Annotated in this window: 23 protein-coding genes and 3 pseudogenes; 24 read left to right on the top strand and 2 right to left on the bottom strand. The window is 34.8% G+C overall.

All coding sequences use genetic code 11. The features are described 5' to 3' along the window. Positions 1–4: 4 nt before the first annotated feature. From RT723_RS01865 to RT723_RS01850, 4 genes are read left to right on the top strand one after another with little or no spacing between them, the layout of a single operon-like run. A complete protein-coding gene (locus RT723_RS01865; RefSeq protein ID WP_315945665.1) occupies positions 5–697 on the top strand; it encodes a 3'-5' exonuclease in 693 nt (230 codons plus the stop codon). Positions 698–711: 14 nt separating this feature from the next. Then, on the top strand, positions 712–1,443 hold the full coding sequence (locus tag RT723_RS01860; RefSeq protein WP_315945664.1) for a hypothetical protein: 732 nt from the start codon (positions 712–714) through the stop codon (positions 1,441–1,443). Continuing rightward, positions 1,440–2,183, top strand: a complete 744-nt coding sequence (locus RT723_RS01855) for a DUF2779 domain-containing protein (protein ID WP_315945663.1) — start codon at positions 1,440–1,442, stop codon at positions 2,181–2,183. Before RT723_RS01860 ends, RT723_RS01855 begins: the two co-directional genes overlap by 4 nt. Further along, positions 2,173–3,480 (top strand): PDDEXK-like family protein, encoded by a 1,308-nt coding sequence (locus RT723_RS01850; protein WP_315945662.1) that lies wholly within the window; start codon positions 2,173–2,175, stop codon positions 3,478–3,480. Before RT723_RS01855 ends, RT723_RS01850 begins: the two co-directional genes overlap by 11 nt. 110 nt (positions 3,481–3,590) lie before the next feature. Here RT723_RS01850 and RT723_RS01845 read toward each other — a convergent pair whose 3' ends face one another. Beyond that, positions 3,591–4,601, bottom strand: coding sequence for a helix-turn-helix transcriptional regulator (locus tag RT723_RS01845; protein WP_315945661.1), 1,011 nt, complete (start codon positions 4,599–4,601; stop codon positions 3,591–3,593). Between the two features lie 139 nt (positions 4,602–4,740). Here RT723_RS01845 and RT723_RS01840 point away from each other — a divergent pair, with 139 nt between their 5' ends. The 3 genes from RT723_RS01840 (at position 4,741) to RT723_RS01830 (ending at position 6,917) form a co-directional block, all read left to right on the top strand. Beyond that, positions 4,741–6,189: a hypothetical protein gene (locus RT723_RS01840; RefSeq protein WP_315945660.1), complete on the top strand. Its 1,449-nt coding sequence runs from the start codon at positions 4,741–4,743 to the stop codon at positions 6,187–6,189. Between the two features lie 75 nt (positions 6,190–6,264). Beyond that, positions 6,265–6,780 (top strand): hypothetical protein, encoded by a 516-nt coding sequence (locus RT723_RS01835; protein WP_315945659.1) that lies wholly within the window; start codon positions 6,265–6,267, stop codon positions 6,778–6,780. Beyond that, positions 6,762–6,917 (top strand): hypothetical protein, encoded by a 156-nt coding sequence (locus RT723_RS01830; protein WP_315945658.1) that lies wholly within the window; start codon positions 6,762–6,764, stop codon positions 6,915–6,917. Before RT723_RS01835 ends, RT723_RS01830 begins: the two co-directional genes overlap by 19 nt. Positions 6,918–7,696: 779 nt before the next feature. Here the strand turns inward: RT723_RS01830 and RT723_RS01820 are convergent. Next, positions 7,697–8,002 (bottom strand): hypothetical protein, encoded by a 306-nt coding sequence (locus RT723_RS01820; RefSeq protein ID WP_315945657.1) that lies wholly within the window; start codon positions 8,000–8,002, stop codon positions 7,697–7,699. A 318-nt stretch (positions 8,003–8,320) separates the two neighbouring features. Here RT723_RS01820 and ccoN point away from each other — a divergent pair, with 318 nt between their 5' ends. The 17 genes and pseudogenes from ccoN (at position 8,321) to ttcA (ending at position 24,954) form a co-directional block, all read left to right on the top strand. After that, on the top strand, positions 8,321–9,733 hold the full coding sequence (ccoN, locus tag RT723_RS01815; protein ID WP_216055752.1) for a cytochrome-c oxidase, cbb3-type subunit I: 1,413 nt from the start codon (positions 8,321–8,323) through the stop codon (positions 9,731–9,733). Positions 9,734–9,747: 14 nt separating this feature from the next. After that, positions 9,748–10,392, top strand: coding sequence for a cytochrome-c oxidase, cbb3-type subunit II (gene ccoO / locus RT723_RS01810; RefSeq protein WP_315945656.1), 645 nt, complete (start codon positions 9,748–9,750; stop codon positions 10,390–10,392). Between the two features lie 5 nt (positions 10,393–10,397). Beyond that, positions 10,398–10,583 (top strand): cbb3-type cytochrome oxidase subunit 3, encoded by a 186-nt coding sequence (locus tag RT723_RS01805; protein ID WP_216055750.1) that lies wholly within the window; start codon positions 10,398–10,400, stop codon positions 10,581–10,583. Beyond that, entirely contained in the window at positions 10,576–11,643 is a 1,068-nt protein-coding gene (locus RT723_RS01800) for a c-type cytochrome (RefSeq protein WP_315945655.1), read from the top strand. The genes RT723_RS01805 and RT723_RS01800 overlap by 8 nt, the downstream gene beginning before the upstream one ends. A 175-nt stretch (positions 11,644–11,818) precedes the next feature. Next, positions 11,819–12,283, top strand: coding sequence for a FixH family protein (locus tag RT723_RS01795; RefSeq protein WP_315945654.1), 465 nt, complete (start codon positions 11,819–11,821; stop codon positions 12,281–12,283). Positions 12,284–12,288: 5 nt separating this feature from the next. Next, positions 12,289–14,772 (top strand): heavy metal translocating P-type ATPase, encoded by a 2,484-nt coding sequence (locus RT723_RS01790; RefSeq protein WP_315945653.1) that lies wholly within the window; start codon positions 12,289–12,291, stop codon positions 14,770–14,772. A 7-nt stretch (positions 14,773–14,779) separates the two neighbouring features. After that, positions 14,780–14,982 (top strand): annotated as a pseudogene (gene ccoS / locus RT723_RS18055) (cbb3-type cytochrome oxidase assembly protein CcoS). Continuing rightward, positions 14,982–15,662 carry a sulfite exporter TauE/SafE family protein gene (locus RT723_RS01775; RefSeq protein WP_315945651.1) on the top strand — a complete coding sequence of 227 codons (681 nt, stop codon included), beginning with the start codon at positions 14,982–14,984 and terminating at the stop codon, positions 15,660–15,662. Before ccoS ends, RT723_RS01775 begins: the two are co-directional and overlap by 1 nt. Positions 15,663–15,678: 16 nt before the next feature. Beyond that, the gene (gene fnr, locus RT723_RS01770) at positions 15,679–16,398 is read left to right on the top strand and encodes a fumarate/nitrate reduction transcriptional regulator Fnr (protein ID WP_315945650.1); all 720 of its coding nucleotides are present in this window, start codon (positions 15,679–15,681) and stop codon (positions 16,396–16,398) included. Between the two features lie 93 nt (positions 16,399–16,491). After that, positions 16,492–17,421: a universal stress protein UspE gene (gene uspE / locus RT723_RS01765; protein WP_315945649.1), complete on the top strand. Its 930-nt coding sequence runs from the start codon at positions 16,492–16,494 to the stop codon at positions 17,419–17,421. A gap of 136 nt (positions 17,422–17,557) precedes the next feature. Further along, positions 17,558–17,701: pseudogene (locus tag RT723_RS01760) on the top strand (tRNA 2-thiocytidine(32) synthetase TtcA); the annotation flags it as partial. A 201-nt stretch (positions 17,702–17,902) separates the two neighbouring features. Further along, complete coding sequence (locus RT723_RS01755) at positions 17,903–19,111, top strand: site-specific integrase (RefSeq protein ID WP_315945648.1); 1,209 nt, start codon at positions 17,903–17,905, stop codon at positions 19,109–19,111. Continuing rightward, complete coding sequence (locus RT723_RS01750) at positions 19,095–20,822, top strand: hypothetical protein (protein ID WP_315945647.1); 1,728 nt, start codon at positions 19,095–19,097, stop codon at positions 20,820–20,822. Before RT723_RS01755 ends, RT723_RS01750 begins: the two co-directional genes overlap by 17 nt. A gap of 6 nt (positions 20,823–20,828) precedes the next feature. Continuing rightward, positions 20,829–22,478, top strand: a complete 1,650-nt coding sequence (locus RT723_RS01745; protein WP_315945646.1) for a hypothetical protein — start codon at positions 20,829–20,831, stop codon at positions 22,476–22,478. 170 nt (positions 22,479–22,648) lie between these two features. Further along, positions 22,649–23,209 (top strand): hypothetical protein, encoded by a 561-nt coding sequence (locus RT723_RS01740; RefSeq protein ID WP_315945645.1) that lies wholly within the window; start codon positions 22,649–22,651, stop codon positions 23,207–23,209. A 193-nt stretch (positions 23,210–23,402) separates the two neighbouring features. Further along, complete coding sequence (locus tag RT723_RS01735; protein ID WP_315945644.1) at positions 23,403–23,816, top strand: hypothetical protein; 414 nt, start codon at positions 23,403–23,405, stop codon at positions 23,814–23,816. 254 nt (positions 23,817–24,070) lie between these two features. Beyond that, positions 24,071–24,954 (top strand): annotated as a pseudogene (gene ttcA / locus RT723_RS01730) (tRNA 2-thiocytidine(32) synthetase TtcA). The last annotated feature ends 901 nt before the right edge of the window (positions 24,955–25,855 follow it).

Raw genomic sequence — 25,855 nt, 5'->3', positions numbered from 1 at the left:
AAATATGTACGTATTAGGACTGGATTTAGAGACTACAGGATTGTCGTTTGAACAAGATGAAATAATTGAAATTGGCGCTGTCGTATGGGATACGCATTCTAATAAACCGGTTGCGATGTTAAATCACTTAGTTCAGCAACCGACTAAATTACCACTTGCGGATATAATTGTTCAGATTACTGGAATAACTGACAAAGATTTAACCGAGTTTGGCATTCAAGAGAAACAAGCCATTTCAGAATTTGCGGCACTTGCAAATAAATGTGAGTTTATTGTGGCTCATAACGGAAACCAGTTCGATAAGAAGTTTATTTGTAAGGCGTTAAATAAATATTCATTTCAATTAAATATCCCATGGATTGATAGCATGGTGGATGTACCATTTAATTCATCTACAAAACAACTTGTTCATTTAGCCGCAGAGCATAAATTTTTAAACCCATTTTCTCACCGCGCCTTATTCGATGTGTTAACTATGCTTAAAGTTTGCAGTGAATACGACTGGAATGAAGTCGCTAAGAGATCTCAATCCCCTGAGGTGACGGTCATTGCCAAAGTATCAAAAGATGATCGCCAATTAGCGAAAGATAAAGGCTTTCGTTGGGATCCTAATAGCTACAAATGGTTCAAAACATACAAAGAGTGTGATTTGAAAGGTCAAACATTTGATTTTGAGATTGAAGTTGTTGATTTATAAAGTAAGGAGACAGGATGTTAAGTAAATCTCAAATCATGCGTGGCCTACAATGTAAAAAGTCATTGTGGCTTAGAACGCATAAACCTGAAGAACGTCAGCTTCCAGAAAAAGTCGAAGGTCGATTTGAGCAGGGCACTTCAATTGGGGAACTGTCTCAAAAATTGTTTCCTAATGGCGCTCTGGTTGAATTTCAAAAAAATAATTTAGAGTTGATGTGTGACCAAACCCAAGCTCTCATTGAGCAGGGATGCGGTACTATCTATGAAGCAACATTTAAAGGCAATGGTGTCTTCGCAAGTATTGATATTTTGCATAAAGACACACGAGGTTGGCATATATACGAAGTGAAAGGTTCAACCCAAGTAAAAGGAATTTATATACAAGATTCGGCTTGCCAGTACTTAGCGGTAAAAGATCGACTAGACATAGCCAGTATCAATATTATTTACGTTAATAATAACTACACTCGGTTTGGCGATTTAGATATTGAGCAATTATTTTGCGTTGAAGACATTACTGAGTCTGCTCGTGAGGCTGAATTAAATTTAATTCCTGTAGTGACTGAATTACATGATATAAAAAAACATACGGAAGAGCCTCGTATCGATATTGGTTTGCATTGTAGTAATCCATACCCATGTGATTACAGCAAGTATTGTCGCCGCCATTTAACTGAGCCGAATATTTTTAACCTTTATCGCCTTAAAAAAGAAAAAAGTACCAGCATTACCGAAATGGAGTGGTGACCTATCAGCAGGCCAAAGAGAGTTTGAGGCTAAATAAAACGCAAAAGTTACAGGTTAATAGTTACCTTGATAACAAAACTCATATTGACCTGAAAAAGATTCAATCTTTTATCAACAAGGTCGAGTTCCCTATCAGTTATTTTGATTTTGAAACCTTTAATGAAGCTATCCCGAGGTTTGATGGTCAGCGACCGTATCAACAAATGCCATTTCAATATTCACTGCATATTGAAGAACAAAACGGTGATATAAGCCATAAAGAATTCCTGGCAGATGAAAACACTGAACCAAGGAAGGCCCTAGTTGAAGCAATGTTGGCTGTTATTCCACAAACGGGTTCCATTATGGCATTTAATCAGTCATTTGAAATTAGTCGTATCAAAGAGTTAGCAGAGTTTTTACCCGAATATAGAGATGCTCTTTCAGCGTTAGTTCCGCGTTTTGTTGACTTAATAGAACCGTTTAGAAAGCTTGGTTTTTACCATCCAGATTTTCACGGTTCATTTTCGATTAAATCCATTTTACCAGCCATGTTCCCCAATGATCCTGATTTAGACTACAAACAACTCGAAATTCAAAACGGAGGAATGGCAATGGATACCTTTGCTTCATTACCAAGATTAAAAGATAAAAAAGAAAGAGCACAAATAAGGCGGTCATTACTTGAGTATTGCAAGCTAGATACTTGGGCCATGGTTAAGATTTACCATAGATTGGCGGGAATATTAAATGTTAAATAATGATGAATTAAATTGGTCATCATTAGTTGATGCTTTTTCACAGTTTCAAGATATAAAAAATGAACAAATAGAAGGTGGCTTAAGTAATTACTGTTTACTCAATACTGTACTAAGAAAGAACGACGAGGTAAGGCTTCATGGACGGTTCATCGCGTCTCTTATAAACCCAAATAATCCGCACTTAAAGAAGGACTACTTTTTACAGAGATTACAAACGTTAATACCAAAAGAAAATCATTTTAAGTACCCAGAAAACGTTGTAGTTGAAGTAGAACATTTTACGGGAAGCGTACTAGGATATCCAAATCATAAAAAAGGGTTTATTGATATATATATAACCGACGGTGTTAAACATTGGATAATAGAAAATAAGCTAGATGCATCAGACCAAAACCTACAAATGGCTAGGTATATAGATTGGTTTTTATATAATTCTGAAAATGAAGTTACATGGGAAGATATTACATTTATATATTTAACGAAAGATAGAAAAGAGCCTAGCTTGGCCAGTAAAGATAGGTTCATTGTTGACTTAAACAAAGGAATTGTAACTGCTGATGATGATATTAAGTGCCGTTACCTAAACCTTCATTACAACACTGATATCTTGAATTGGCTAAATTTATGTATACAGGGATTAAAGACAAATGATTCCATGATATATCCATTAGAAGATTATCAGATGGTACTGAATAAATATTTAAATAAGGACACTAATAAAGTGGTTACATTGGCTAAGCACCTACAAAGAGAATTAAAGATGATCCCAATGTTAAGGCACATTGAGAAAGAGTTACCAGCTATAAAAGCGAATTGGTTATTGAATTTATTCAACAAATTCGAGAGCTTACTAGAGGAGAATGGGGTAACTGAAGAGGTTGAATTTGAAAACTATTCCGATAAAAAAATATACCTAACATTTACTGAAAGTTACGCCAAAGAATGGTTTACAAATGAAATAAAGAAAAACAAAAATAAAGATAAAGGGCGATTCTTTAAATTAACAGAATTTCAAACATCAAGGCTTGGGATAGGTAGCGAGTCTTATATATTTTTAGGTTATGGTAAAAAGTTAATTCATGTAGGGCTTGCCTTGCAGGATGGTTGCTTACAAAACGACGAATTAAAATCGAAAGGTTTTCTATACAAAAAAGGATGGAAACGTATAACCGGACTAGAATGCTTAACCAGTAGCTTTGTCTTAGAAGAAGAAATTTGGACGTTAGGCGAGAACCATGAAAATTCTGACATCTGGTTATCCCTGAAAGCTCTTTTGTCATTTTTTCAAGAGTCATAAAGAAAACTTATCGTCAATATATTCAGAATTAAGGCCGAGAGAAGTGGCACGGTATATCACCGAGAAAAGTGAATTAACTCCAAGGGTATTAGAGGGAAAGCTGAACCAGTTTATGAATAACATTTCTCAATAGCGCTAATAATTATTGATTTCCGCGGCTGCTTTAGCTTTATTGAACACTCTTTTTTTAAAGGTTCAGGGCCGAGCAGTCTAATTTCATGCAACTGACTTAAGAGCCAATTTTCTAATTCAACAGTGTGGGGAACGGATACTTTTATTGAAACCCAATCTTTAGATAGTGGTGTTACTACCTGAGTTTCATTTATTTCACTTTCGTTTAATAAATGCTTAACGTAGCCTTTAGCTTCAAATGTTAATTCGATGTTTTCTTGATTCAGTAAAACAGCTGCCGCTTGTTTGGTAATATATTCCTTTAGTGAAAAGTCAGACTGAAACGTTTGGTTTAATATTTCAGCCGACTTTATTCGATGAACTAAAAGATTTCTTACATCATCAAAACCTTGGTATTGGCAGACTAAAACCAACTTTGCGTCTCTTATAATGACACCTAAGGGTTTAACTTTATAAACCTTGTCTTTGTTTGCATACTTTAGTGTTACCCATTGTTTATTAATCAACGCATTATAAATAGTATCGATATACTTTTGGTTTATATCTACTGGCTTAAATTGTAATGCTTGAGGCATAGGACGTACCAAATTACTCCAGTCTTTTGAGTTAGAGGATTTGGATAAAATATCATCTGATTTTTTAAATAACGCAGTTAACCTTTCATAAACATGGCTTGGCAAAAATAGTTTTAGGTGTTCTTGTACAAGTTTTAAAGAAAGGGCTTCTTCTCTTGAAATAGCCGGTATGAACTGGTTAGGTGAATCAAATGCAAAAGACCATTTATAACCTTCAGGTGATTCGCCAAAAGTTAAACCCATAATGGCGGATAACTCCATTAAATCACGTTGGACGGTTCTTAAACTGACATCAGGGTCGACGGTTAATAAGTGCTCATGAATTTGAAAAGTGGTTAAGAATTTAGGGGCAATAGGAATACATTTAAGCATGCCTAAGGTTCTTGTTAACGATTTTACTTTTCTTGCTGGCATAGCTAATTCCCAAATTATGTTTTGCTAACTTTAAATGTATATTGCGTCAAAATAAGTCGTATACCAACTTTAATTGACGTCGTATTTTGTCGCAATGGAATGGTTTTATAAATTTACTTTAAAAAAGGAGAGTAAGTTTATGAAAAAAATTATTTTATCAATCGCATTAGCTTCGTGTCTTCAAGCCTGTTCTAACGAATCCAAAAAATTAGTTGAGACTCCAGCTATAACAGTGAGTGCTGGAGGTAAAGTTATAGATGGTTATGTATCAGGAGCAACCGTTTTCTTAGATCTGAATTTTGATGGTTTATTAACGGAAGGAGAGCCATCAACAATATCTACCGATAGAGGTGATTATTCTCTTGAATTGAGTCAAGAGCATGCTTCTTGTATTGGTTATGTCCCAATTGTGGTAGATATTCCTGTTGGTGCTGTAGACGAAACTGAAGGTGAAGTGACAGAAGCTTATAACATGGTGCTACCACCTAGCTTTACTGCTTTAACTTATGATGATTTACTCAATATATCGCCTCTAACTTCTGTGATATGGGAAAGCGTAGAGCATGAATTAAATAAAGTGTCAGAATCGCTTTCATGTGAAAGCATTCACCAAAATATTGAGTTAAGAGAAAATATACAACGTTTAATTGAGTCTTCAGTAGACGATGTCGTATTACATTATAATCTGTCTGAAGAAAGGATCTTTACTGATTTTGTCGCCAATGATGATGATGAAGCTTATGAAATAGCACAGGAGATAGTGAAAGGACTGAAATTAAGTTTTACAGAAACCGCTAAATTAAAGGAATTATATCCAAACGCCCAATTTGTGAAAGTCAGATACTTTAAGTTTAGCAGTCGTGATGCTGGAGATGATTATCCAAATGCTTGGTATCGAGAAGAGTCAGTCTTTGCAAATGATTTTTGGAAAACCCACTTACAAAAATTGAACGAAGACCTGAGTGAAGCTGTTAGGACTATTATTTATGGTGAGAGAGCAACATTTAACAATAAAGAACAAACATTAGATTTTAGTGAAAGTTTTGAATTTGAGTCGAGAAGCGGCGATGAATCACCATATACCTGCGACATAAAAGAAAGCGCTCAATATACGGATATAGAAGGTGTTGAATATGGTTTAACCAATCTAGCAAATGGAGACGCTAACGTATTTGAAGATTGTGTGGTAACTGACTTTTCAGATGTTATTACTTCAAGGTATTTATTCTTTAGTTATTCAGAAAATGATATTGAATTTAGTACTCAAGTTGCAATCGAAAAACCAGAACTGGGGTTTAGCACTTTATCCAACTGGCTAAATTTAAAAGCACAAAAAGATGACTTATCAGTTGACGAATTGACTGCTCAGTTAAGTATACTGCCATATCGATATGAAGACGAAAGAAGCTTTAATCTTGAATTTTTACTCTTTGCTGTGAAATCTAAACGTTACGATGAAGGGAGTGACAATATTTGGATTCAGAAATTTAATGATGGTTCGTACACAAAACAGGTTACTTTTGAAGATGGCACAAGTACTCGATATTGTTCGTTAGATGGAGATACGTGGGAAAGTTGTTCTGAGTAACGATTTGATTACTTTATTGATGTGCATGAATCGATAGTAGAGTCTGCACATAGTTTCACTTTAATTAGGATCAATATGAAACACTCAAAAGTTGGTATATTTTGGTTTTACAACAATGAAATAATTGCCAAAAGTGAACCAGTTAAAAATGTCAAAGCTGATTCAATAGGTTTGATAGATTCATCTTTTCTTCATGTAGAGGAATGGGAAAATAATCAAACATACTTACCAAAGTTTCCTGAATTAATAAATACTGAATATCAAGAGTTTCCTCGTGGCAGGGTGCTCTATGATTCAGGGAGAGGTGTGTTTAAAATTATTTTAGACAAAAGTTTGTTTAGGAAAAAAATATTGCTGAAATTAAAAATCGTTTTGAAATTAATGATTGTCAAGTTGAGTATTTCTCAGACCCGCATTATAAAACATTTCATGGTACTTAAGGCGATAGAAACTAAAGCCCTTGAAATACATTATATCTCTCGAAAATATTCACATTGGACTTCCCAGACTGTCCAAGATTTTTACAATAAAAGTGAGCTTGGTTCCCGAATAGTAGATAAAGAAAACAATGAATGTATTGCCCCAAATTAATTGCAAATTTTGATGAGCTATCTGGTGGTGAATTAAGGTTATTGAATGACGCAAGAACTACCGATATTGTAAGAGCAGCACGTAAGAAATATGTCGAGCTTGGGGAAATAGAAGAACCAATTAAGTCACAAAAATGATGGTCTAAGGGCTTTTTCTGGCTGAGACGGTAATTCTATCCGAACTTCGTCTAAGAAGTGATTATGTTAAATCACTTTTCTTACAGATCTTAGCCTGTAATATCACCGTTAACTTATATTCGATTTATATATATTCGATCCAGCCTTAAATTTGTAACTTGGGTTTTAAGAATTATTGCAATAACTCTGTAGACCAATTAAATACTGGCTTTGTTCATTACAAGCCAAAACTGGATCGATCCAGAATCTAACTTGGATTATCATACGAATATCTTACTTATCAAATAGATAGGTATAGTGATATGCGTATAATGTATATTATGTTAAATAGAGTGTTAGATAGAATATAACATTCATATACAGAATTATAGCTTTATATACATTTAACCCTTCTGTTTGGCCTTATCTATGTATTTAGCTATCTAATGACAAGATGCCCTGAAACCATATTTTGACGAGCGTTATAATAGATATGCACCATTTGATCTAAAGTTACTGATTAAGTTAAGGTTTAGTTTACTTATAAACTGTTCTCAAGTTTCATTCTATACTTTGTATTTTGAAACAGTTTTCATAATTAAAACCATCCCTTACCGTTAATTGCTCGTTATGGGGGCGTTTTCTCATTCAAAATTGGCACACGCTTTTTTAGGCAGTAACACGCTAAAAATGATTGAAAATACCAACTTACCTTTGATCATTTTACGTTAGAAATATCGATTAGATTAATTGAAAAATAAGCAGCTAGTGTGAATTACATTGGCTGCTTTTTTTAGTATTTATTCAGGTTGTTTCCAATACGAGGTAAATTCAAATTGATTTGTTGAATGTTCTGTATTTATGGTTAATTGCCATAACATTTGCGGATCAGAACATAAACCTAACAAAAAAGAGGCCTGGTAATAATATTGTCCGTTCTCTTGTTTAATCTGTTGCGCGATTAATGGTAATTTACCCATGTTCATGTTGATACCAGTTATGAAGATTGATGATATTTTTTGATCTGAGGTAATGGATAATTGATAGGACTGTTCTACCAAAATATATTGGGTGTTAACGGTCACCTTTAGGTTTTGGTTTTCCATGGTTAAACACTGGTTTTCACAGGTGTTTAATCTCGAAATTTCTTCACTATGACATCCCAATAATAAAGTAATAAATAACAAGCTGGTTACTAATTGAATTAACTTTGTACATATTTTGTTCATGCGATGTTTCAGTCTCTTGATCTATGACAATATTTTGTGAATAGCCGCTGTTATTTTATCCCTAAAGTCTTTATTATGCATCTGCCCATAAGCTTATCTGTTTGATTTTGGTTATTTTTCACAAAATAATCTTAAAGAGTCTAAACTTTTAAACTTGTATACCAATAATTTTCACATGTAAGTGGAATCATAAATATGACAACAACTACGATCGCTCATCCAGAGTACAACTACAAAGTTGTAAAGCAATTTGCTTTAACAACTGTTTTCTGGGGTCTTATAGGCATGACTGTTGGTGTATTAATTGCTGCGCAATTAATATGGCCTGCGTTAAACTTTGAAACTCCATGGCTAACATTTTCGCGTTTACGCCCACTACATACCAACGCTGTAATTTTTGCATTTGGTACTAGTGCGTTATTCGCTACCTCTTATTACGTTGTACAACGTACATGTAAAGTAAAACTAATAAGCGATAAAGTGGCCGCTTTCACCTTTTGGGGTTGGCAAGCCGTTATAGTATCGGCGGTAATTACTTTACCAATGGGCTTAACTACTTCAAAAGAATATGCTGAATTAGAATGGCCAATTGATATTTTAATCACGATTGTTTGGTTAGCTTATGCATATGTCTTTATTGGTACCGTTGCCATTAGAAAGACAAGTCATATATATGTTGCAAACTGGTTCTATGCCGGTTTTATTATTACGGTTGCTGTATTGCACTTAGTAAATAGTGCAGCTATACCGGTTACTTTGTTTAAATCCTACTCTATATACTCTGGTGCGGTTGATGCCATGGTTCAGTGGTGGTACGGACATAACGCGGTAGGCTTCTTGTTAACAGCTGGTTTCTTAGGAATGATGTATTATTTCGTGCCTAAACAAGCAGAACGTCCGGTATATTCATACCGTTTATCTGTTGTTCACTTTTGGGCATTAATTTCTTTATACATTTGGGCTGGTCCTCACCACCTTCATTACACAGCTTTACCTGATTGGACTCAATCACTAGGTATGGTTATGTCAGTTATCTTATTCATCCCTTCTTGGGGCGGAATGATAAACGGTATTATGACGTTATCAGGTGCTTGGCATAAACTAAGAACTGACCCTATTTTACGTTTCTTAATCGTTTCTTTATCTTTTTATGGTATGTCTACGTTTGAAGGCCCGATGATGGCTATCAAATCAGTAAACGCATTATCACATTATACAGACTGGACAATCGGCCACGTTCACTCAGGTGCTTTAGGTTGGGTTGCCATGGTTTCTATTGGTGCTTTATATCATGTTATCCCTCGCCTATATGGCAAAACTGAAATGGCAGACATTAAGCTAATTAATACGCATTTCTGGTTACACACAGTTGGTGTTGTTCTTTACATTGTTGCTATGTGGATCTCAGGTGTTATGCAAGGTCTAATGTGGCGTGCGGTTAACTCTGACGGAACATTAACTTATAGCTTTGTTCAAAGTTTAGAAGCCTCTTACCCGTTCTACTTTGTACGTTTCTTAGGTGGTGTGTTTGTTGTTGCTGGCATGTTAGTGATGGTATACAACGTAGTTAAAACCGTTCGCGAAAGCAAACAAGTTAGTGCAGCGTAAGGAGAGTTATAGATATGGCAAATCATCATGAGAAGATTGAAAAAAATATCACGTTAATGGCTATCCTAACGGTTGTAGCAATTAGCTTTGGTGCCCTAGTAGAAATCACGCCTTTGATGTTTCAAAAAGATACAACAGAACCGGTTAAAGGCATGCGTGCATTAACAGCGTTAGAAATGGAAGGCCGTGACATCTATATTCGTGAAGGTTGTAATAACTGTCACAGCCAGATGATCCGTCCATTCCGTGCTGAAGTTGAACGTTATGGTCATTACTCAGTTGCCGGTGAATCTGTATGGGACCACCCTTTCCTTTGGGGATCTAAACGTACAGGTCCTGATTTGGCTCGCGTAGGTCAACGTTATAGTGACGATTGGCATTATGCTCATTTAATGGATCCACGTTCGGTTGTACCACAATCCAACATGCCTTCATTTAAATGGTTAGACGAAGCTGTGTTAGATGGCGAAATCATTGGCAAAAAGTTTGAAGTATTTAATACTTTAACAAAAGGCAAAACCCATAAAGACGACGCTGGAAACTACATACCATTGTATTCAGCTGAAGATATAGCAGGCGCAAAAGCAGCCGTTGAAGGTAAAACTGAAATGCAGGCTTTAATCGCTTATTTACAACAACTTGGCACGCATCTTAAGTAATGAATATGGATTACGGAACGTATCGAGGCGTTTATACGCTTATTTTAATGGTTTTGTTTTTGGTAATTGTTTACTGGGCTTACAACAAAAAAAGTAAGAGTAAATTTGACGATATAGCTCAATCTATTTTCGAAGAAGATGAAGTAAACAAAGATCCTAATTTAAAGGAGCAAAAAAATGGTAATGACTGAATTTTGGCATTGGTGGGTAATAATACTAACGAGTATTTCTATCATCGGTTGTTTCTGGATTATCACAATTAATCTTACTAACTATACCCACGTCGGCGAAGGCGAGTCTATGGGCCATGAGTTTGATGGTATAGAAGAGCTAAATAACCCTTTACCTAAGTGGTGGACATATATGTTCTACTTCATCTTATTATGGTCGATTGGTTATTTAATCATTATGCCTGGTATGGGGAATTGGGAAGGTTTATCTGGTTGGAAAAGTTCACACCAAGGTATTGTTTCTCTAGAAGAGTCTCGTACTTTATCAGCCAAATCTATTGCTGAAGGTGAATTTGTTCAGTTAGATCAAGAGATCAAACGTGCAGATGAAATCTATGGACCACTGTTCAAATCTATGGCTGACAAACCTATTTTAGATTTAGCTTACTCTGATGGTTTATGTTTTGAAAAAAACGGCGAAGTTTATGCTGAGACGGCATGTGTTGAAGATGCTGATGGCAAAAGACCTCAAGGTATGCTTGAAATAGAACCATTTAAAGTTGGTCAACGTTTATACCTTCAAAACTGTGCTTTATGTCATGGTTCAGATGCACGTGGTTCTACTGGCTTCCCTAACCTAACTGATAGTGATTGGTTATATGGTGGTACGCCAGAAAAAATTAAAGAAACACTTATGCATGGTCGTGTAGCAACAGGAATGGCCGCTTGGGGACCTGCTTTAGGCGGTGAACAAGGTGTTAAAGAAGTTGCACAGTACGTACTTAAATTAGCCGGTCGTAAAGTTAACGACAAAATGGCTGAAGCTGGTAAAGCTAAATTTGCTCTTTGTGCTGCGTGTCACGGTGCAGATGGTAAAGGTGGTATAGCTAATGGTTTAGCGACAGGTGCGCCTAATTTAACGGATAATATTTGGTTATATGGTGGCTCTAAACGTGCGGTTGAAGAATCAATCCGTAACGGTCGTGCCGGTGTCATGCCTGCTTGGAAAGATGTTTTAGGCGAAGATAAAGTACACGTTATATCAAGTTACGTTTATCGGATATCACATCCTAACAAATAGATACTTCATATTGTAAGAAGCCTCTACGGAGGCTTTTTTTATGTTCCCATTAGTTTGTTAAACATACGAAACCATATTGGTTTATAAAAAAAGGCATTGCTTCAGTTTCTTTCTTTATAAGTCGGTAATACCATTAAACGTGATGGTATTGGATAATTATTAGTAGGTGAAATATATGAAATCGGATATTTGGTATCGTAATCCTTGGGTTTGGTTAATCATAACCTTCCCAATGCTCGCAGTAATTGGTGGTATCGCCACTATTATTATTACTAATCAAAACCAGCCAGATATGGTGATTGATGATTACTATAAAAAAGGCAAAGCAATCAACCAAGAACTTACATTATACAATAACGCTAAAGAGCTAGGTATAAGCTTAAGCTTAAAGATTGATGAACAACGAATTGAGTTAAAATCTCCACAAACGTACACTGCGTTAAAAGTTAATGTTGTTCACTCTACCTTGGCAGATCAAGATTTTAGTTTAGTCCTAACACCAAATGGCAAAGGCACGCTTTCATCTTCCGTTGATTCAATTATGGCTGGCAAATGGCAAATAATCATTGCTCCTATGGATAACGCTTGGAAGATCCGTAAAGATATCGCATTACCAAATTCAACTTGGATAGCTTTATAAAATAAATGGCGGAAACTACATCTTGTTACCATTGTGGTAACGATTTACCTAAAAATCAAAGTCCGATTGCTGCGGATATTAATGGACAAACTTTTCAAGTTTGTTGTTTGGGATGCAAATCGGTTACAGAGCATATTTATAACAATGGTTTAGGCACGTATTATCAGTTCCGTTCTGATATGGCCTCTAAACCAGAGGAAAATGTAACCGATGAACGCTTCTTGGTTTATGACGATATTGGATTTTTAGAACAGATATCTAGTGTTACTGAAGATCCAAATGTAAGAAAAGTAATCCTTTCTGTTGATAATATCCACTGTGCAGCTTGTGCATGGTTAATTGAACAATCCCTCACTACGTTAAATGGCATTATCAAAGTTAACGTGAATACGATTAACCAAAGGGCTGAGATTATTTGGCAACACCCTACTTTGCCTTTGTCTTCTATATTATCTAAATTAACTGCAGTGGGTTATCCATCCTCCCCGTTTAATGTGTCAGACACTGAACACAAACTTAAATTTCAAGAAAAACAATATATCAAACGCCTAGGTGTGGCTGGCCTATTTACTATGCAAGTGATGATGATCGCTTTTGCTATGTACTTTGGTGCGTTTAATAATATGGAGTCACACCAAGTAGGCTATTTTAAATGGCTTAGTTTGATTTTATCTGTACCTGTGGTTTTTTATTCTGCTTTACCTTTTTTGTTTGGTTCTTATTACTCTATCAAAGCTAAAAAGTTAAATATGGATGTCCCCGTCGCATTTGCAATTTACGGTGCTTTTTTTGCCAGCTTTTATCAATTATTAGTTAATGGACTAAATGGTGATCAAGGAGAAGTATTTTTTGAAAGTATTTCCATGTTCACCTTTTTGTTATTGATTGGTAAATACTTAGAGTTCAGGGCTAAAAGTAAAGCCATTTTATCTAACGCCAATTTAAATAAAAATTTACCTGTCACTGTCAATAAGATAGTTAATGGTGAACCTATGGTTGAATTGGTAAAAAATATAAAACTAGGTGATCTTGTACTTATCAAGCCTGGACAAAATATTGCGATTGACGGTGTTATACAAGATGGGGTTACCAGCGTTAACGAATCGGTATTAAATGGTGAGTTTGAACCTATAGCAAAATTAACTGGCGATACTGTTTTGGCTGGCAGTATTAATAATGATGGTGTTATAACTGTCGAAGTGACGGCTATGGGGGATAAAACGACCCTATCTAAAATTGGTGACTTACAAGAAGAGTTTGCTAGGCATAAACCCGTTTATACCCAGTTTGCTGATAAGATTGCCCATTGGTTTGTCTTCAGCCAGCTAATTCTGGCTTTGATCACTTATGTTATTTGGTACTTTGTAGAGCCTGTTGATGCCCTTTGGGTAAGTTTGTCTGTTTTAGTTGCCACTTGTCCGTGTGCGTTAAGTTTAGCGACCCCAACCGCGTATACTTGTGTTATTTCAGCTCTGAATAAACAAGGTATTTTAATTAAAGATCCATTAGCCTTTGATAAATTAAGTCATTTGACTCATGTGTGTTTTGATAAAACGGGCACTTTGACTAAAGGACGGTTTGAGATACAACAAGCTTATTATCATCAAACAAATTTATTATCACTGGGTTTGCCTGTAGTTTTGTTGAAAGCTATCATCATTCGTCTACAAAAACACTCTGAACACCCTATTTCTAATGCATTTGATCAAACTTTATTCGAACAAGCTCCCGTAGAGCTAGAGCATGGAACACAACCTGAAACTCAATTGCAGATAGACAGCTTAACTAACATTTCTGCTGTTGTTGGTTCCGGTATTAAAGGTGAATATTTAGGTCAAACCGTAAAGGTTGGTAGCGCGCAATTTTGTGGTGTTGGTTCTAGTTTGCACCTATCAAATGCTAATGTATTTGTTTGTTATCAAGGTCAAATTCTTGCTGAGTTTTACGTATCTGACCAATTAAAATCAGAATCTATCGAAGTATTAACTCAACTTAATAACGCGGGTTATCAGCTTACTATGTTAACAGGTGACTCGTCTGAGCAAGCTAAATTACTTGGTAAGCAATTAAAATTAGATAGAGTCGAAACGGGATGTTTACCGGATCAAAAAGCACAATACGTTTCTGATATTCAACAAGTTGACCCCACTAATTTAGTCCTTATGGTTGGAGATGGTATAAATGACTCCCCTGTATTTGCAGCTTCAGATGTCAGTGTCGCTATGGGGGATGGTGCGGATGTAACCAAATATGCCGCCGATATCATTATTTTAAAAGGCAACTTGAACTCAATAATCTCGTTAATTAACGCGGCCAAACAAACAAGAACCACGATTAAGTCAAATTTATATTGGTCCTTAATTTATAATCTCGTTATATTACCTGTTGCTATGCTTGGTTACGTTGCACCATATATTGCAGTAATTGGCATGTCAGCGAGCTCCATTTTAGTAGTGACGAACTCATTACGCTTATTAAAGGTCAAGTAAACATCCAATGAATGTTATTTATTACCTAATACCAGTGGCAATTATCTTTGTGATAGTTGGTGTCATCGCTTTTTTTGGGCAACAAAATCAGAACAGTTTGAAGATTTAGAGAAACAAGGTTTGTCTATTTTAATGGACGACGATGAATTGCAATCTAATGACCAAAATAAAACAACGTCAAATTCCGATCAACACAATAACAAACTATAATGTCGTTCCCTTTTGAATATCTAATTCCTGCGTTTCTAATGGGCTTTTTGGGAAGTGGTCATTGTGTTGCTATGTGTGGGTCATTGTCCATGGCATTGGGTTTTTCAGTCCCTAAAGAAAAATCATTTTTCCTCTACTCGATTTTAATCAGTATTGGTCGTATTTTTGGTTACGGCTTTATTGGTTTAATAGTTAACTTTTTTGCCCAATCGGTTGTCAGTATTACTCAAGGTGGCGTGTTATACCTGACCCTTTTATCGTCAATTTTAATGTTTGGAATAGGACTGCATATTGCTAACATTAACAGTTTTGTTTTGAAAACAGAGTTTATTGGTAAGTGGTTTCAACCTTTTATTGATCCGATTAAATCTAAAATATTACCAATAAATACACCACTTAAATGTTTGTTGTATGGTTTGTTTTGGGGATTTTTACCATGTGGACTCGTTTATACTGCATTAAGTTTAGCAATAACATCACCTTCACCATTAACTGGATTCTCAGTCATGTTTATATTCGGTATTGGAACCTTACCTACTTTAGTCGGATTAACGTTAATAAATGCTAAATTAAATAGTATTTTTAACCATAGCTATGTTAGGTTTATACTAGGATTTAGCGTGATTATAATGGCTTTATGGCAGTTTTATTTTGCGTTCAATCGGATAATGTTTCTCTAAGTATTGTAGGTCTTTAATGTTGAATAATAACTCTTCTAGTAACTTTTCACTGAACTGTGCAAATTGCAGTTTAAATCAATTATGTATCCCTTTTTCATTAGACGAAAATGAATTACGTAAACTAGATGATGTGATTGAGCGTAAAAAACCATTTCATAAAAATGATTGTATTGTTGAAGCGGGACAAACATTTAAATCACTTTACGCAATTCGTTCTGGTAGTTTCAAATCTTACCTAGTGGATGATCAAGGTGTCGAGCAAATTACCGGTTTCCATTTACCTGGCGATGTCATTGGGTTTGATGCATTAGCAACACAAAAACATCAAACTTATTGTCAATCCCTAGAAACGTCCATGGTATGTGAAATTCCCTATACCACAATGGATGAACTCACTGTCAAAATGCCTAAATTACGTAATCAATTTACCCGTTTAATGAGCAACGAAATTTCAGCTGACCAAAATATGTTTATGATGTTGAATAAAAAATCTGCTGAGGAACGGATAGCCATATTTCTTACTTCTTTGTCAGATCGTTTCTCTCAACGAGGATTATCAAAACACTCTTTCAGATTAACCATGACTCGTGGTGAAATTGGTAATTATTTGGGATTAACGGTAGAAACAGTTAGTCGTATCTTTAGTAAATTTCAAAAAGCGGGTTTCATTCAAGTTAATGGTAAATTAATTGAAATTGACAATGTCGAGAAATTTAGAAGGCTAGAAAGTAATTAATAAAAAACGAATAAAATCATTCAATTAACCGCTTCAAAATCCAAATAATTTACTACACTTAGCAAGTGCCCATAAAAATGGAAGGTGAATAATATGAGTCACTTTAATAAAATATTAGTAGTAATTGACCCCACAGAAGATAACCACAAAGCACTGTCGCGTGCTTTAGAAATGTCAGAAAAACATCCTTGTGACATTACAGTGTTTTTAACTATTTATGATTTTTCTTATGAAATGACCACTATGTTATCCAGCGATGAACGTACAGTGATGCAAAATGCTGTGTTAGAAGATAAGAAAGAATGGTTAATTGAATTAATAAAACAAACTAAACAAAATAATACTAATATCTCAACGGAAGTCGTTTGGCATAATCGACCATATGAAAGCATTACCCGTGCAGCGATTGAAGGCCAGTTTGATTTAGTTATTAAAAGCACGCACAAACATGATTCGTTAAAATCAGTTATTTTTACCCCAACGGATTGGCACTTATTAAGAAAGTGCCCTTGCCCAGTATTATTAGTTAAAGATCATGCATGGCCTAAAAACAGTAAAGTACTCGCCGCGGTGAGTGCTGGAACGGACGATGCTAGTCATGCGTTGTTAAATTATGAGATCATTAATCATGCATGTTTTATGGCCGGTTTATTACAATCAGACACGCATCTGATTAATGCTTATCCACCTACGCCAATGAATATAGCGGTTGAAATTCCAGAGTTTGATACTGTTAAGTACAATGAAAACATGAAAAATCATCATCAAACATCTTTATCAAAATTGGCTTTAGACTTTAACATCGACGACAATAAGACTCACATAGTTGAAGGATTACCAGAAGACGTTATTCCAGAAATTGCACGTACTTTGGACGCTGAATTAGTAGTGATAGGCACAGTGGGACGAACCGGCATCAGTGCAGCTTTAATAGGTAATACGGCAGAACACGTTATCGATAATTTAAACTGTGATTTATTAGCATTAAAGCCACCTGACTTTATTAGTCCAATTAAAGTGTAGTCAAATCTAGGACCATTATTGTTACTTACGAAACCGCTAACTTAAATTAGCGGTTTCTTTGTTTATGTAAGGACATTATAATGCGCGACTTATATCAATTCGATAACTCTTATTGATGTTTAATTTGAGAGGCAGTATGGCAACATCATTAGAAGCAAAACAAAAATATAACTTTAATAAACTACAAAAACGAATCCGTCGTCAAGTGGGTCAGGCTATTAATGACTTTAACATGATTGAAGACGGTGACCGTGTCATGGTTTGTTTATCTGGTGGTAAATTATATTAAATAAATAATTATGTAAGCTATCATAATTCTACCTCAACTACTTTCATAAAGACTTTTAGATTAGTTTGACGAGATAAATTAAATTTTTTGTAATTCACCGTTTATTTTCTATACTACTTATATGTTAAATATAGAATGTAACCTATGAGAGTTAGCAAATACAAAGATAAACACAGGAGATTTATAGCGTTTGTGGGTGATAACGAAATACCTGTAAATCCTTTAGCAAACTCATTTATCTATCAGACTCATCTGAATTCAAGCTTTTCCACCAAAACAAGAGTCGCTTATGAGTTGAATCTGACCCTTGAATATTTTGAATCCATAAAGATCGATATAAACGCTAGGGTTGCCAATGGTTTATATTTAACAAACCAAGAAATATCTAACTTCTACGACATTATGAGACTTAGGAAAGAGTTTTTTGATTATAAAGAGAAGATATCTGTCATACCCTCCATTGAAAGCAAGTCTATGCGGAATACCATTGCTACAAACCTTTATAGAAAGAATAAAGTTGCAAAAGAAACTGCAACCGGAAGAGTTCGGACTTTAAGGGAGTACATTGAATATCTTCATGAACATTATCATGGTGACAGGATACAACCAAAGGATTTAGAGGTAGTTTACAAAAAAAACTGTTCAAAATTGAAGAGTTACGAAGGCTATGGGGCTACTCCAAATTCAGTGGTTAATTCTGGCCTAGAAGACTCTGTTATCCCCAAAGAAAAGTATAATAAGCTATTAGAGATCATAAAGCCTTGTAGCCCTCATAACCCATTCACCAGCGCAAAACTTAGAAATTACCTGATTTGTAAAATTCTTATTGATACAGGTATTAGAAGGAGTGAAGTCTGCAAAATGAAGATATCTGACTGCTTATTTCATGGTGATGCAAACAAAATATGGATTTATTCTAACCCTGACGACCCTTATGACCCTCGATTAAACAAGCCAAACAAAAAGGCTGGTCAAAACCATCTATCAGGTCTGAGACCGACTTTAATGAGTGATCTTTATTTCTATATCAAACATGTTAGAAATAACTTTCCACATGCGCATACGCACGATTTTGTCTTTGTCGCAGAGAAAAACTCAAGAGGAACAGCTGGCTCACCTTTAGTGAGGGAGATGGTTAATTACATCATTTCTAAAGTATCTAATGCTATTGATTATAATTTTCATCCTCATTTATTACGACATAAGTGGAATGAAAATTTGACTGATAGTGGTATTGAAAAAGGTATAGATCATGGTTACCTAGAGGATATGCGAAGGAGTTCAATGGGATGGGGTGCTGAATCTCGAATGGGCGATATTTATAACGATAAGAAGTTGCAGGCTGAAACTATAAAAATTATGAATGAACATCAGGAACGAGTTGATGGCAAGAAAGTTTAAAAATATATTTGTTTTTGGCTTTGCCCCTACAGATTTTGACTTGCCAGAAACCTTTACTGCTCGGTCCGGTGATGAGATTGAGGTATTCAATGATTACTGGGAGCTATCTGGTAAGGGTTCAAAGTACCAAGGACAATGTTATAAAAATGTTTCTTGGATAGGAAGCTTACAACTAGACAATGATTTCAAATACGCGATCATAGATACCCTGATTTATTACGCACAGAAAAAATCAGCAGCAACATTTTGCACAATCAACCTAGCAGTTAGAAAATCTTTTGAAAATGTAAATTCATTTGAAAGGTTTAAGGAGATTTGGCCGGAACTAGTAGACTCAAGAAAGAAAACTACAAAGAGCTTTTTCTCAGTAGCTTATAAACATCACGAAGAATTGATGGAAAAATGGTATAAATTTACCCAAAAATTCATATATAAAGCCACCCCTTCTGTGTTGCACCCCACAAAAGGCAGGCTAACAGACTTCGAATACGATTCTTACCTAAGTACTCTTAGGAATCTTTGCAACTACTTTAAAACTTTAAATATATATCAGATTAAAGAATGCTTCTTCACCAAGCAAGCCAATAGTGAACATTACAATCCTGACAATGAAAATATCTCGTTTGATTCATTTCGTAATTTAGTTAGCACCAGAGTCTTAACGCAGCTGGTTAGAAGGCCTAGTCAGATATGTATGATTAAGTGGAACGATATCTTGCCTATTGGCGTAAGTTTCAATGATGAAGAAGTAAATATGGAGCCAATGCCTATTGGAGCTGTTTCTCTACATATAAGGATACATAAAGTCAAGCAGAATGATAGTGACAATGAGTTTAGGGCTACAGTAGAAAAGAACTCTATTCATATATCGGAGGACATTTCAGAGTTCTTGCTAAAATACAAAGTAATATATATGCATGGATTTAGGCAGTGTTTGATTAATTCAAAAGTAGTTCTGTCAGATTTAGAACTTCATAAAGTTTTTTCATATCTACCCCTAATACCTGATTTGTCGTTATTTTCCTTTAAATTTACAAATAAGAATCTAAAAGAAATTCTAGATAAAACGAGCGAAATATTTCATGTTGACGGAGGAAGTATAGGAAGACGTATAGCATCAATGATCGATTCACCATCCGATAGAACCGCCTCTTTAAGCGTAAGTAATAACAGACTTAGGCATACAGTAGCATCCAATGCCGCTTTTTCAGGACATTCGATTGAAAAAATAGCTCGGATCACAGATGTTACTATTCCTGCGGCAAGGATATATATTGATTTGGGCACTAAAGAACGAGAGCTTATTGATGAGAAATACAAAGGGAATGATTTTTTAAAAAGGCTATTTAATCCAGTTTCGAAAACGTCAATAGATGATGAGATAATAGGCTCTATTGATTCTGGGTCGCTTGGTATCGGAAAAGAAAAATCTGCTTGTAATGCATGCGAAAACAAAATGCGCTTTCATCGTCCAATTCCATGTTATGGTTGTTCGAATTTCGTCCCCATTAAAGAAGCTAATCATAGGAATATACTTGAAAAAGTAGACCAAAAATTAAAATTTCTTGAGGAAAATGCTCTTACCAATTTGCAATCTGGATCTACCAAAAGATTACTAAAAGCGAAAAAGTACATTGAAGTTACCATTACGATATGCGATGAATTGATAAAGCAGGAAAGAGCTGTTGAAACAAACGGTAATAAAGGTTAATTGTGCATGGATAAGATTTCTATATATACTCAATCCCTTCAAAAACTGGTTGATAATAATACAGTCATAATTCCTGAAAATGTCTATTCAGATGATAAAACAACCTTAGCTGGTTGGGGAGAGCCTATTTGGCTTGAGTTTAATCCTCAGAAAAAATGCTATGAAAGGTTTATGTTTTGTCGGTCCGATCCTGATACAAATGATAAAAGTCCTCTAAAGGCACCCCTCAGTAGAGATTACACCGTTTTATTACAGGTTTACTTTATAGAGCAAATAATCAACAAAAATGTAAGTACGGGCCAGAAGCAAGCTTTAATAAGAACAGCAAGGCAAATGTTAACTATTGCAGAGTCATATGAGGAGTTGAACTGTCTTTCGAAAAATGATTATGAAAAACTGGCTAAAAAACAAGGGTTAATATTTTTTTGGCAATTTTGTAAAGATAATAAATTTTTATCTGGAGTAAAGCCAAAAACCATTGACAACCGTGATAGGTATGCGTCAACACGAATTCATGAAAAACAAGAGAAGTTTAAGAAAACCCCTTTATCGATAATAACAGCAATAGCTGAAATTTATCATGAAGTCTTTAGATATGTTAATGAAGACGGAACAATAATTGATGGGAAGGAAGTGAGACTTAAAGATGCGTTACCCATAACCTTTGCTATTTTCGGTTTGGCCACACCTTCTAGACTCTCTGTTGAAATACCTTATCTTTTAAATCAAAAACTCAAGTCTTCAAAAACAAAAAATGGTAAAAAAATATATTATTTGGATTGGCCTGGCAGCAAAAAGTACCAAGATAATAGCAGCCATATTCTTGCAGTTATGGCACCAATTATTAATAAAATATTAAATTTCTATTCAGTTCAATTTAAGCCAAATCGTTACTTTATCCGATTTCTTAAAAATCCATTAGGTACTTGGAAATATTTATTAAAAGGCTTTGATGTCGACCCTGAACGTCAGGCGAATATCGACTTTAAAATGAAGCCCAATATTTTCACATTTTCATATGCAATAGGTTACTACCCTGTAGATCATGAAATTATGATTCTTAACGATTCAGAACTAATCATTGAGGACTCTACGGTGCGAGGTGGTTTTAGATTCTATAAGAAATTACTAAGAGCAAGAATGCCCAAAAGCAAGCGAGTAAGAGGTTTAGTTATTAAGCATAGTGACTTTTACACTCGTAAATCTATTGGTTTACTAGATAGTAACGATCTTATAGCCTTGGATGGATTTCAAAATCAAAGTAGTGCATTGCTAACACCAGGGAGACACCTTACACATACATTAGATAAAATTATTAATTTGAATGATCTTAATTACATTAAACGCCATACAACCATCGACTCTTTATCTAAAGTTATAATAGATAGCTCTAAGGGGGACTTTTCTAATTTCCCTTACTCCTCAATCTATCAGAGTACAAGAATGATTGATTTAGAGGATGCGCTTTTCTGTATAAATCCTAAATATAAAGCTAATTTTACGACAACTGGAATGGGCGGAACAATATTTAAGCTCCTATCAGTGGCTAATATAAAAGTGTTATTCAATAATCCTTTTAAAGACCTAACATTCAAATCTTATGGAAAAAAAGAAATAAATACAATATTTTCGAAGCTTACGGTTACGGCAGGTTAACTCTTCAACCTCACTCATTACGACATTTCTCGAACACTTTACTTGAGCAAAGTGAAATTCCTTTAGAGGTTATCGCAGCTTTTTCTGGTCGTAAAAGAATTAGTCAAACTTTAGAGTATGTACATACCCCAGAAGATGAAAAGGCAGAACGACTTATTGCAACTCAGGAGTTGCACGATGATGAGAAAGATATTCGTGTCTTTTCTCAAGAGGTATTAGAAACTGTTGGAGGTTATCCTGCATCCCTTACAGATACTGGAATTTGCATTCAAGAGTTATCAGTATATCCTTGCGAATATCTTAACGAATTCATGAACGGATGTTTCGGGTGCCAAAACTCCTGTTATATTTGCCAAGATGCTGATGCTATAAAACTACTCGAGAAAGACCTAAAGTTACAGCAAGAGCGCATAGAAATCATTAAAACCGAAAAGAAATACACATTCTCCGATGCTTCAAAAAAATGGTTTGTTATTCATACGCAAGCTGTATATGCACTTGAAAAGCTGATACATATTCTAAAAACATATAGCATCGGACTGTTAGTTCGATTCTCGCAAGATAACGAAATTATCTATATTACTAACACTGAAACAGGCGTGATCGAAGAGTTTAAAATACAGCTACCCCTGGAGAGTGAAATTCTGAAAGTATCTGATATCAATCAGGAAAACCTTTCATCTATTCCTCAAGGAATGTTGGAAGTCATTAATTCAGCTAAGATTCATTAATATTCCAAAGTTAAATGAAAGAAGAAATATAAATAAATCCTTAAGCCTGTTGATGTCATCAGAGATCAAGTTCTCAGTAGTCAAAGCATGTAAGACAACTGGTGTTATTGAGGTTACTTATTATAGAGGCAATTCCAATTGTTCCATCTTGGTATATTATTGTACTCGCTATCAATGAATAGGATTATATCCAATGCCTGCAAAGCAGAAAGTTACCGTAGAAACTCAATTTTCAATTGAGAGGATAATCAGGTTATGGGAAGGTAAGTTTACCTGGGCGGCACTTATAAAAGCGGTTGAGATTGAACTTGGGTTAAAGGTTACAAGACAAACACTGGAGGACTACAAGGGTATCTATACAGCTTATAAGCAAAAGAAAGAAATGCTCCGAGGCGTAGACCCAAAGTTTGATCGATCTATTGTTAGTAGTGACGTTAAGTTAAAAAATAGGCTTGATAAGCTCCTAGCCGAAATTGAGCTCAAAGACCAAATAATCAACGAACAAAAGAGATTTTTACAGCGCTTAATGCAGAACGCTGCAGAGATACCCGCTTTAAAGGGGAATATAGATGCATTATTTAGACAGCGATCGGAAGATAAGGATTAATGAACGTTAAAACGTATAAGTATGATGCCCGTAACTTTTTCTCGATTTTAGAAATAAAATGACTGCCTTATTAATCCCTTTGTTTTTCCTTATATTAACATTTCTATAATTTCATTTGCTCCTAATAATGTGAATTAGGTAATATCTTAATTGTTTAAGTGTGAAAATCAGCCCAAATTAAATATAAAGGTTTAAATGCTTGAAAATTTCTGTGATAAAATCAACTTAGATATCCTCAACCTCATATAGTACATATGCAAGATAAAAGTAAATACGATATAAACAAGCTAGAAAAAAGAATTAGACGCCTTGTTGGTAAGGCAGTTTTTGATTACTCCATGATTGAAGAAGGAGATAAAGTTTTAGCGGCAATTAGTGGAGGAAAAGATTCATTTCTAATGTTAGATACTCTACTTTATCTACAAAAAGTTGCTCCTATAAACTTTGAAGTAGTTGCTGTAAACCTAGATCAAAAACAACCTGGATTTCCAGAGGATGTTCTTCCTAATTATTTAGAAAAGCACAATATAGATTATTATATTATCGACAAAGATACTTATTCTGTAGTTAAACAGAAAGTGCCTGAAGGTAAAACAACTTGTTCCTTGTGTTCAAGGTTACGTAGAGGTTCTCTGTACGGATTTGCTGAGAAAATCGGCGCTAGTAAAATTGCATTAGGTCATCATATGGATGATATTGTAGAAACTTTACTCATGAATATGTTTAATAATGGAAAACTAAAAGCTATGCCACCGAAGTTATTAAGTGATGACAAACGTAATATAGTGATAAGGCCTTTAGCTTATTGTAGAGAAAAAGATATTGAGGTATTAGCAAATATAAATAACTACCCTATCATCCCTTGTAATCTTTGTGGCACTCAAGAAAATTTACAAAGAAAAAAATAAAACAAATGTTATCTGATTGGGACTTCGTAACACCAGGCAGAGTCGAAAGTATTTTTAAAAGTACACAAAACATAAGTCTTTCTCAACTTTCTGATATTAATTCATTTGATTTTTCTAGTCTTAATATCGATAGATCAGCAGAGCGTAAAGATTACGAATTTGCTGGTGCTGATATATCTTCATCTAACCTAATAAATGTAAATAATATTAAGATAACTGAAATTATTTAGCGTATTTGTTAACTTGTGTGAATAAGATAAAAGTGTACATTTAGCACATTTTTTTGAAAATGTGGGAACCTTGCTTGAAAGTCCGTTATTGAAACGAATTGGAAATGATTGAAGCCAGTTAAATACCCGAAACCCCTCATATGAAGCCAATAGAGTATTTACATTAAACCTTTCTAGGGCAAAGCCTTGTTAGAATAAATGACAAACTACAACAAAAAACATCGAAAACTTTGATATTTAATTTCGTAGTTCTACTCATTATTGTTGAGTTTCAAGCTTTAATGTTCAACGACAAGTGACAATTAATATAACCGTATTTTAAACAAAATGTCATTTGCTGGTAATAAGTGACAAATAACATAACAAGTTGTTATATAAGTTGTCATTTGCTGGTAATAAGTGACAAATAACATAACAAGTTGTCATATAAGTTGTCATTTTCTGGTAATAAGTGACAAATAACATAACAAGTTGTTATATAAGTTGTCATTTGCTGGTAATAAGTGACAAATAACATAACAAGTTGTTATATAAGTTGTCATTTTCTGGTAATAAGTGACAAATAACATAACAAGTTGTTATATAAATTGTCATTTTCTGGTGATAAGTGACAAATAACGTAACCAGTTGTTATATAAAGTGTCATTTTCTGGTGTAAGTGATGTCGGTGGACATTAAAGTTCAAAACTTATCTCTAACACAGTACTGATTACTAAGTGAGGCAATAGACAATAAGTAGCAATTAAGATTGATGCTTAGACTCAATCAACGTGCCTACCTAACGAAATCTTGGCAACAAAGTTCAAACTCACTTTTGAACATTAACAAATTTACAAGTACTCAAAGTTAATCCACTTAATTTAAATAACTTCGTTAATCGCTCTAGCGACGAACTTTCGTA

It is taken from the genome of Psychrosphaera aquimarina, from assembly GCF_032461525.1.
In the GTDB taxonomy this organism is placed as follows: Bacteria; Pseudomonadota; Gammaproteobacteria; order Enterobacterales; family Alteromonadaceae; genus Psychrosphaera; species Psychrosphaera aquimarina.
This window is presented reverse-complemented; position numbering and strand designations above follow the sequence as displayed.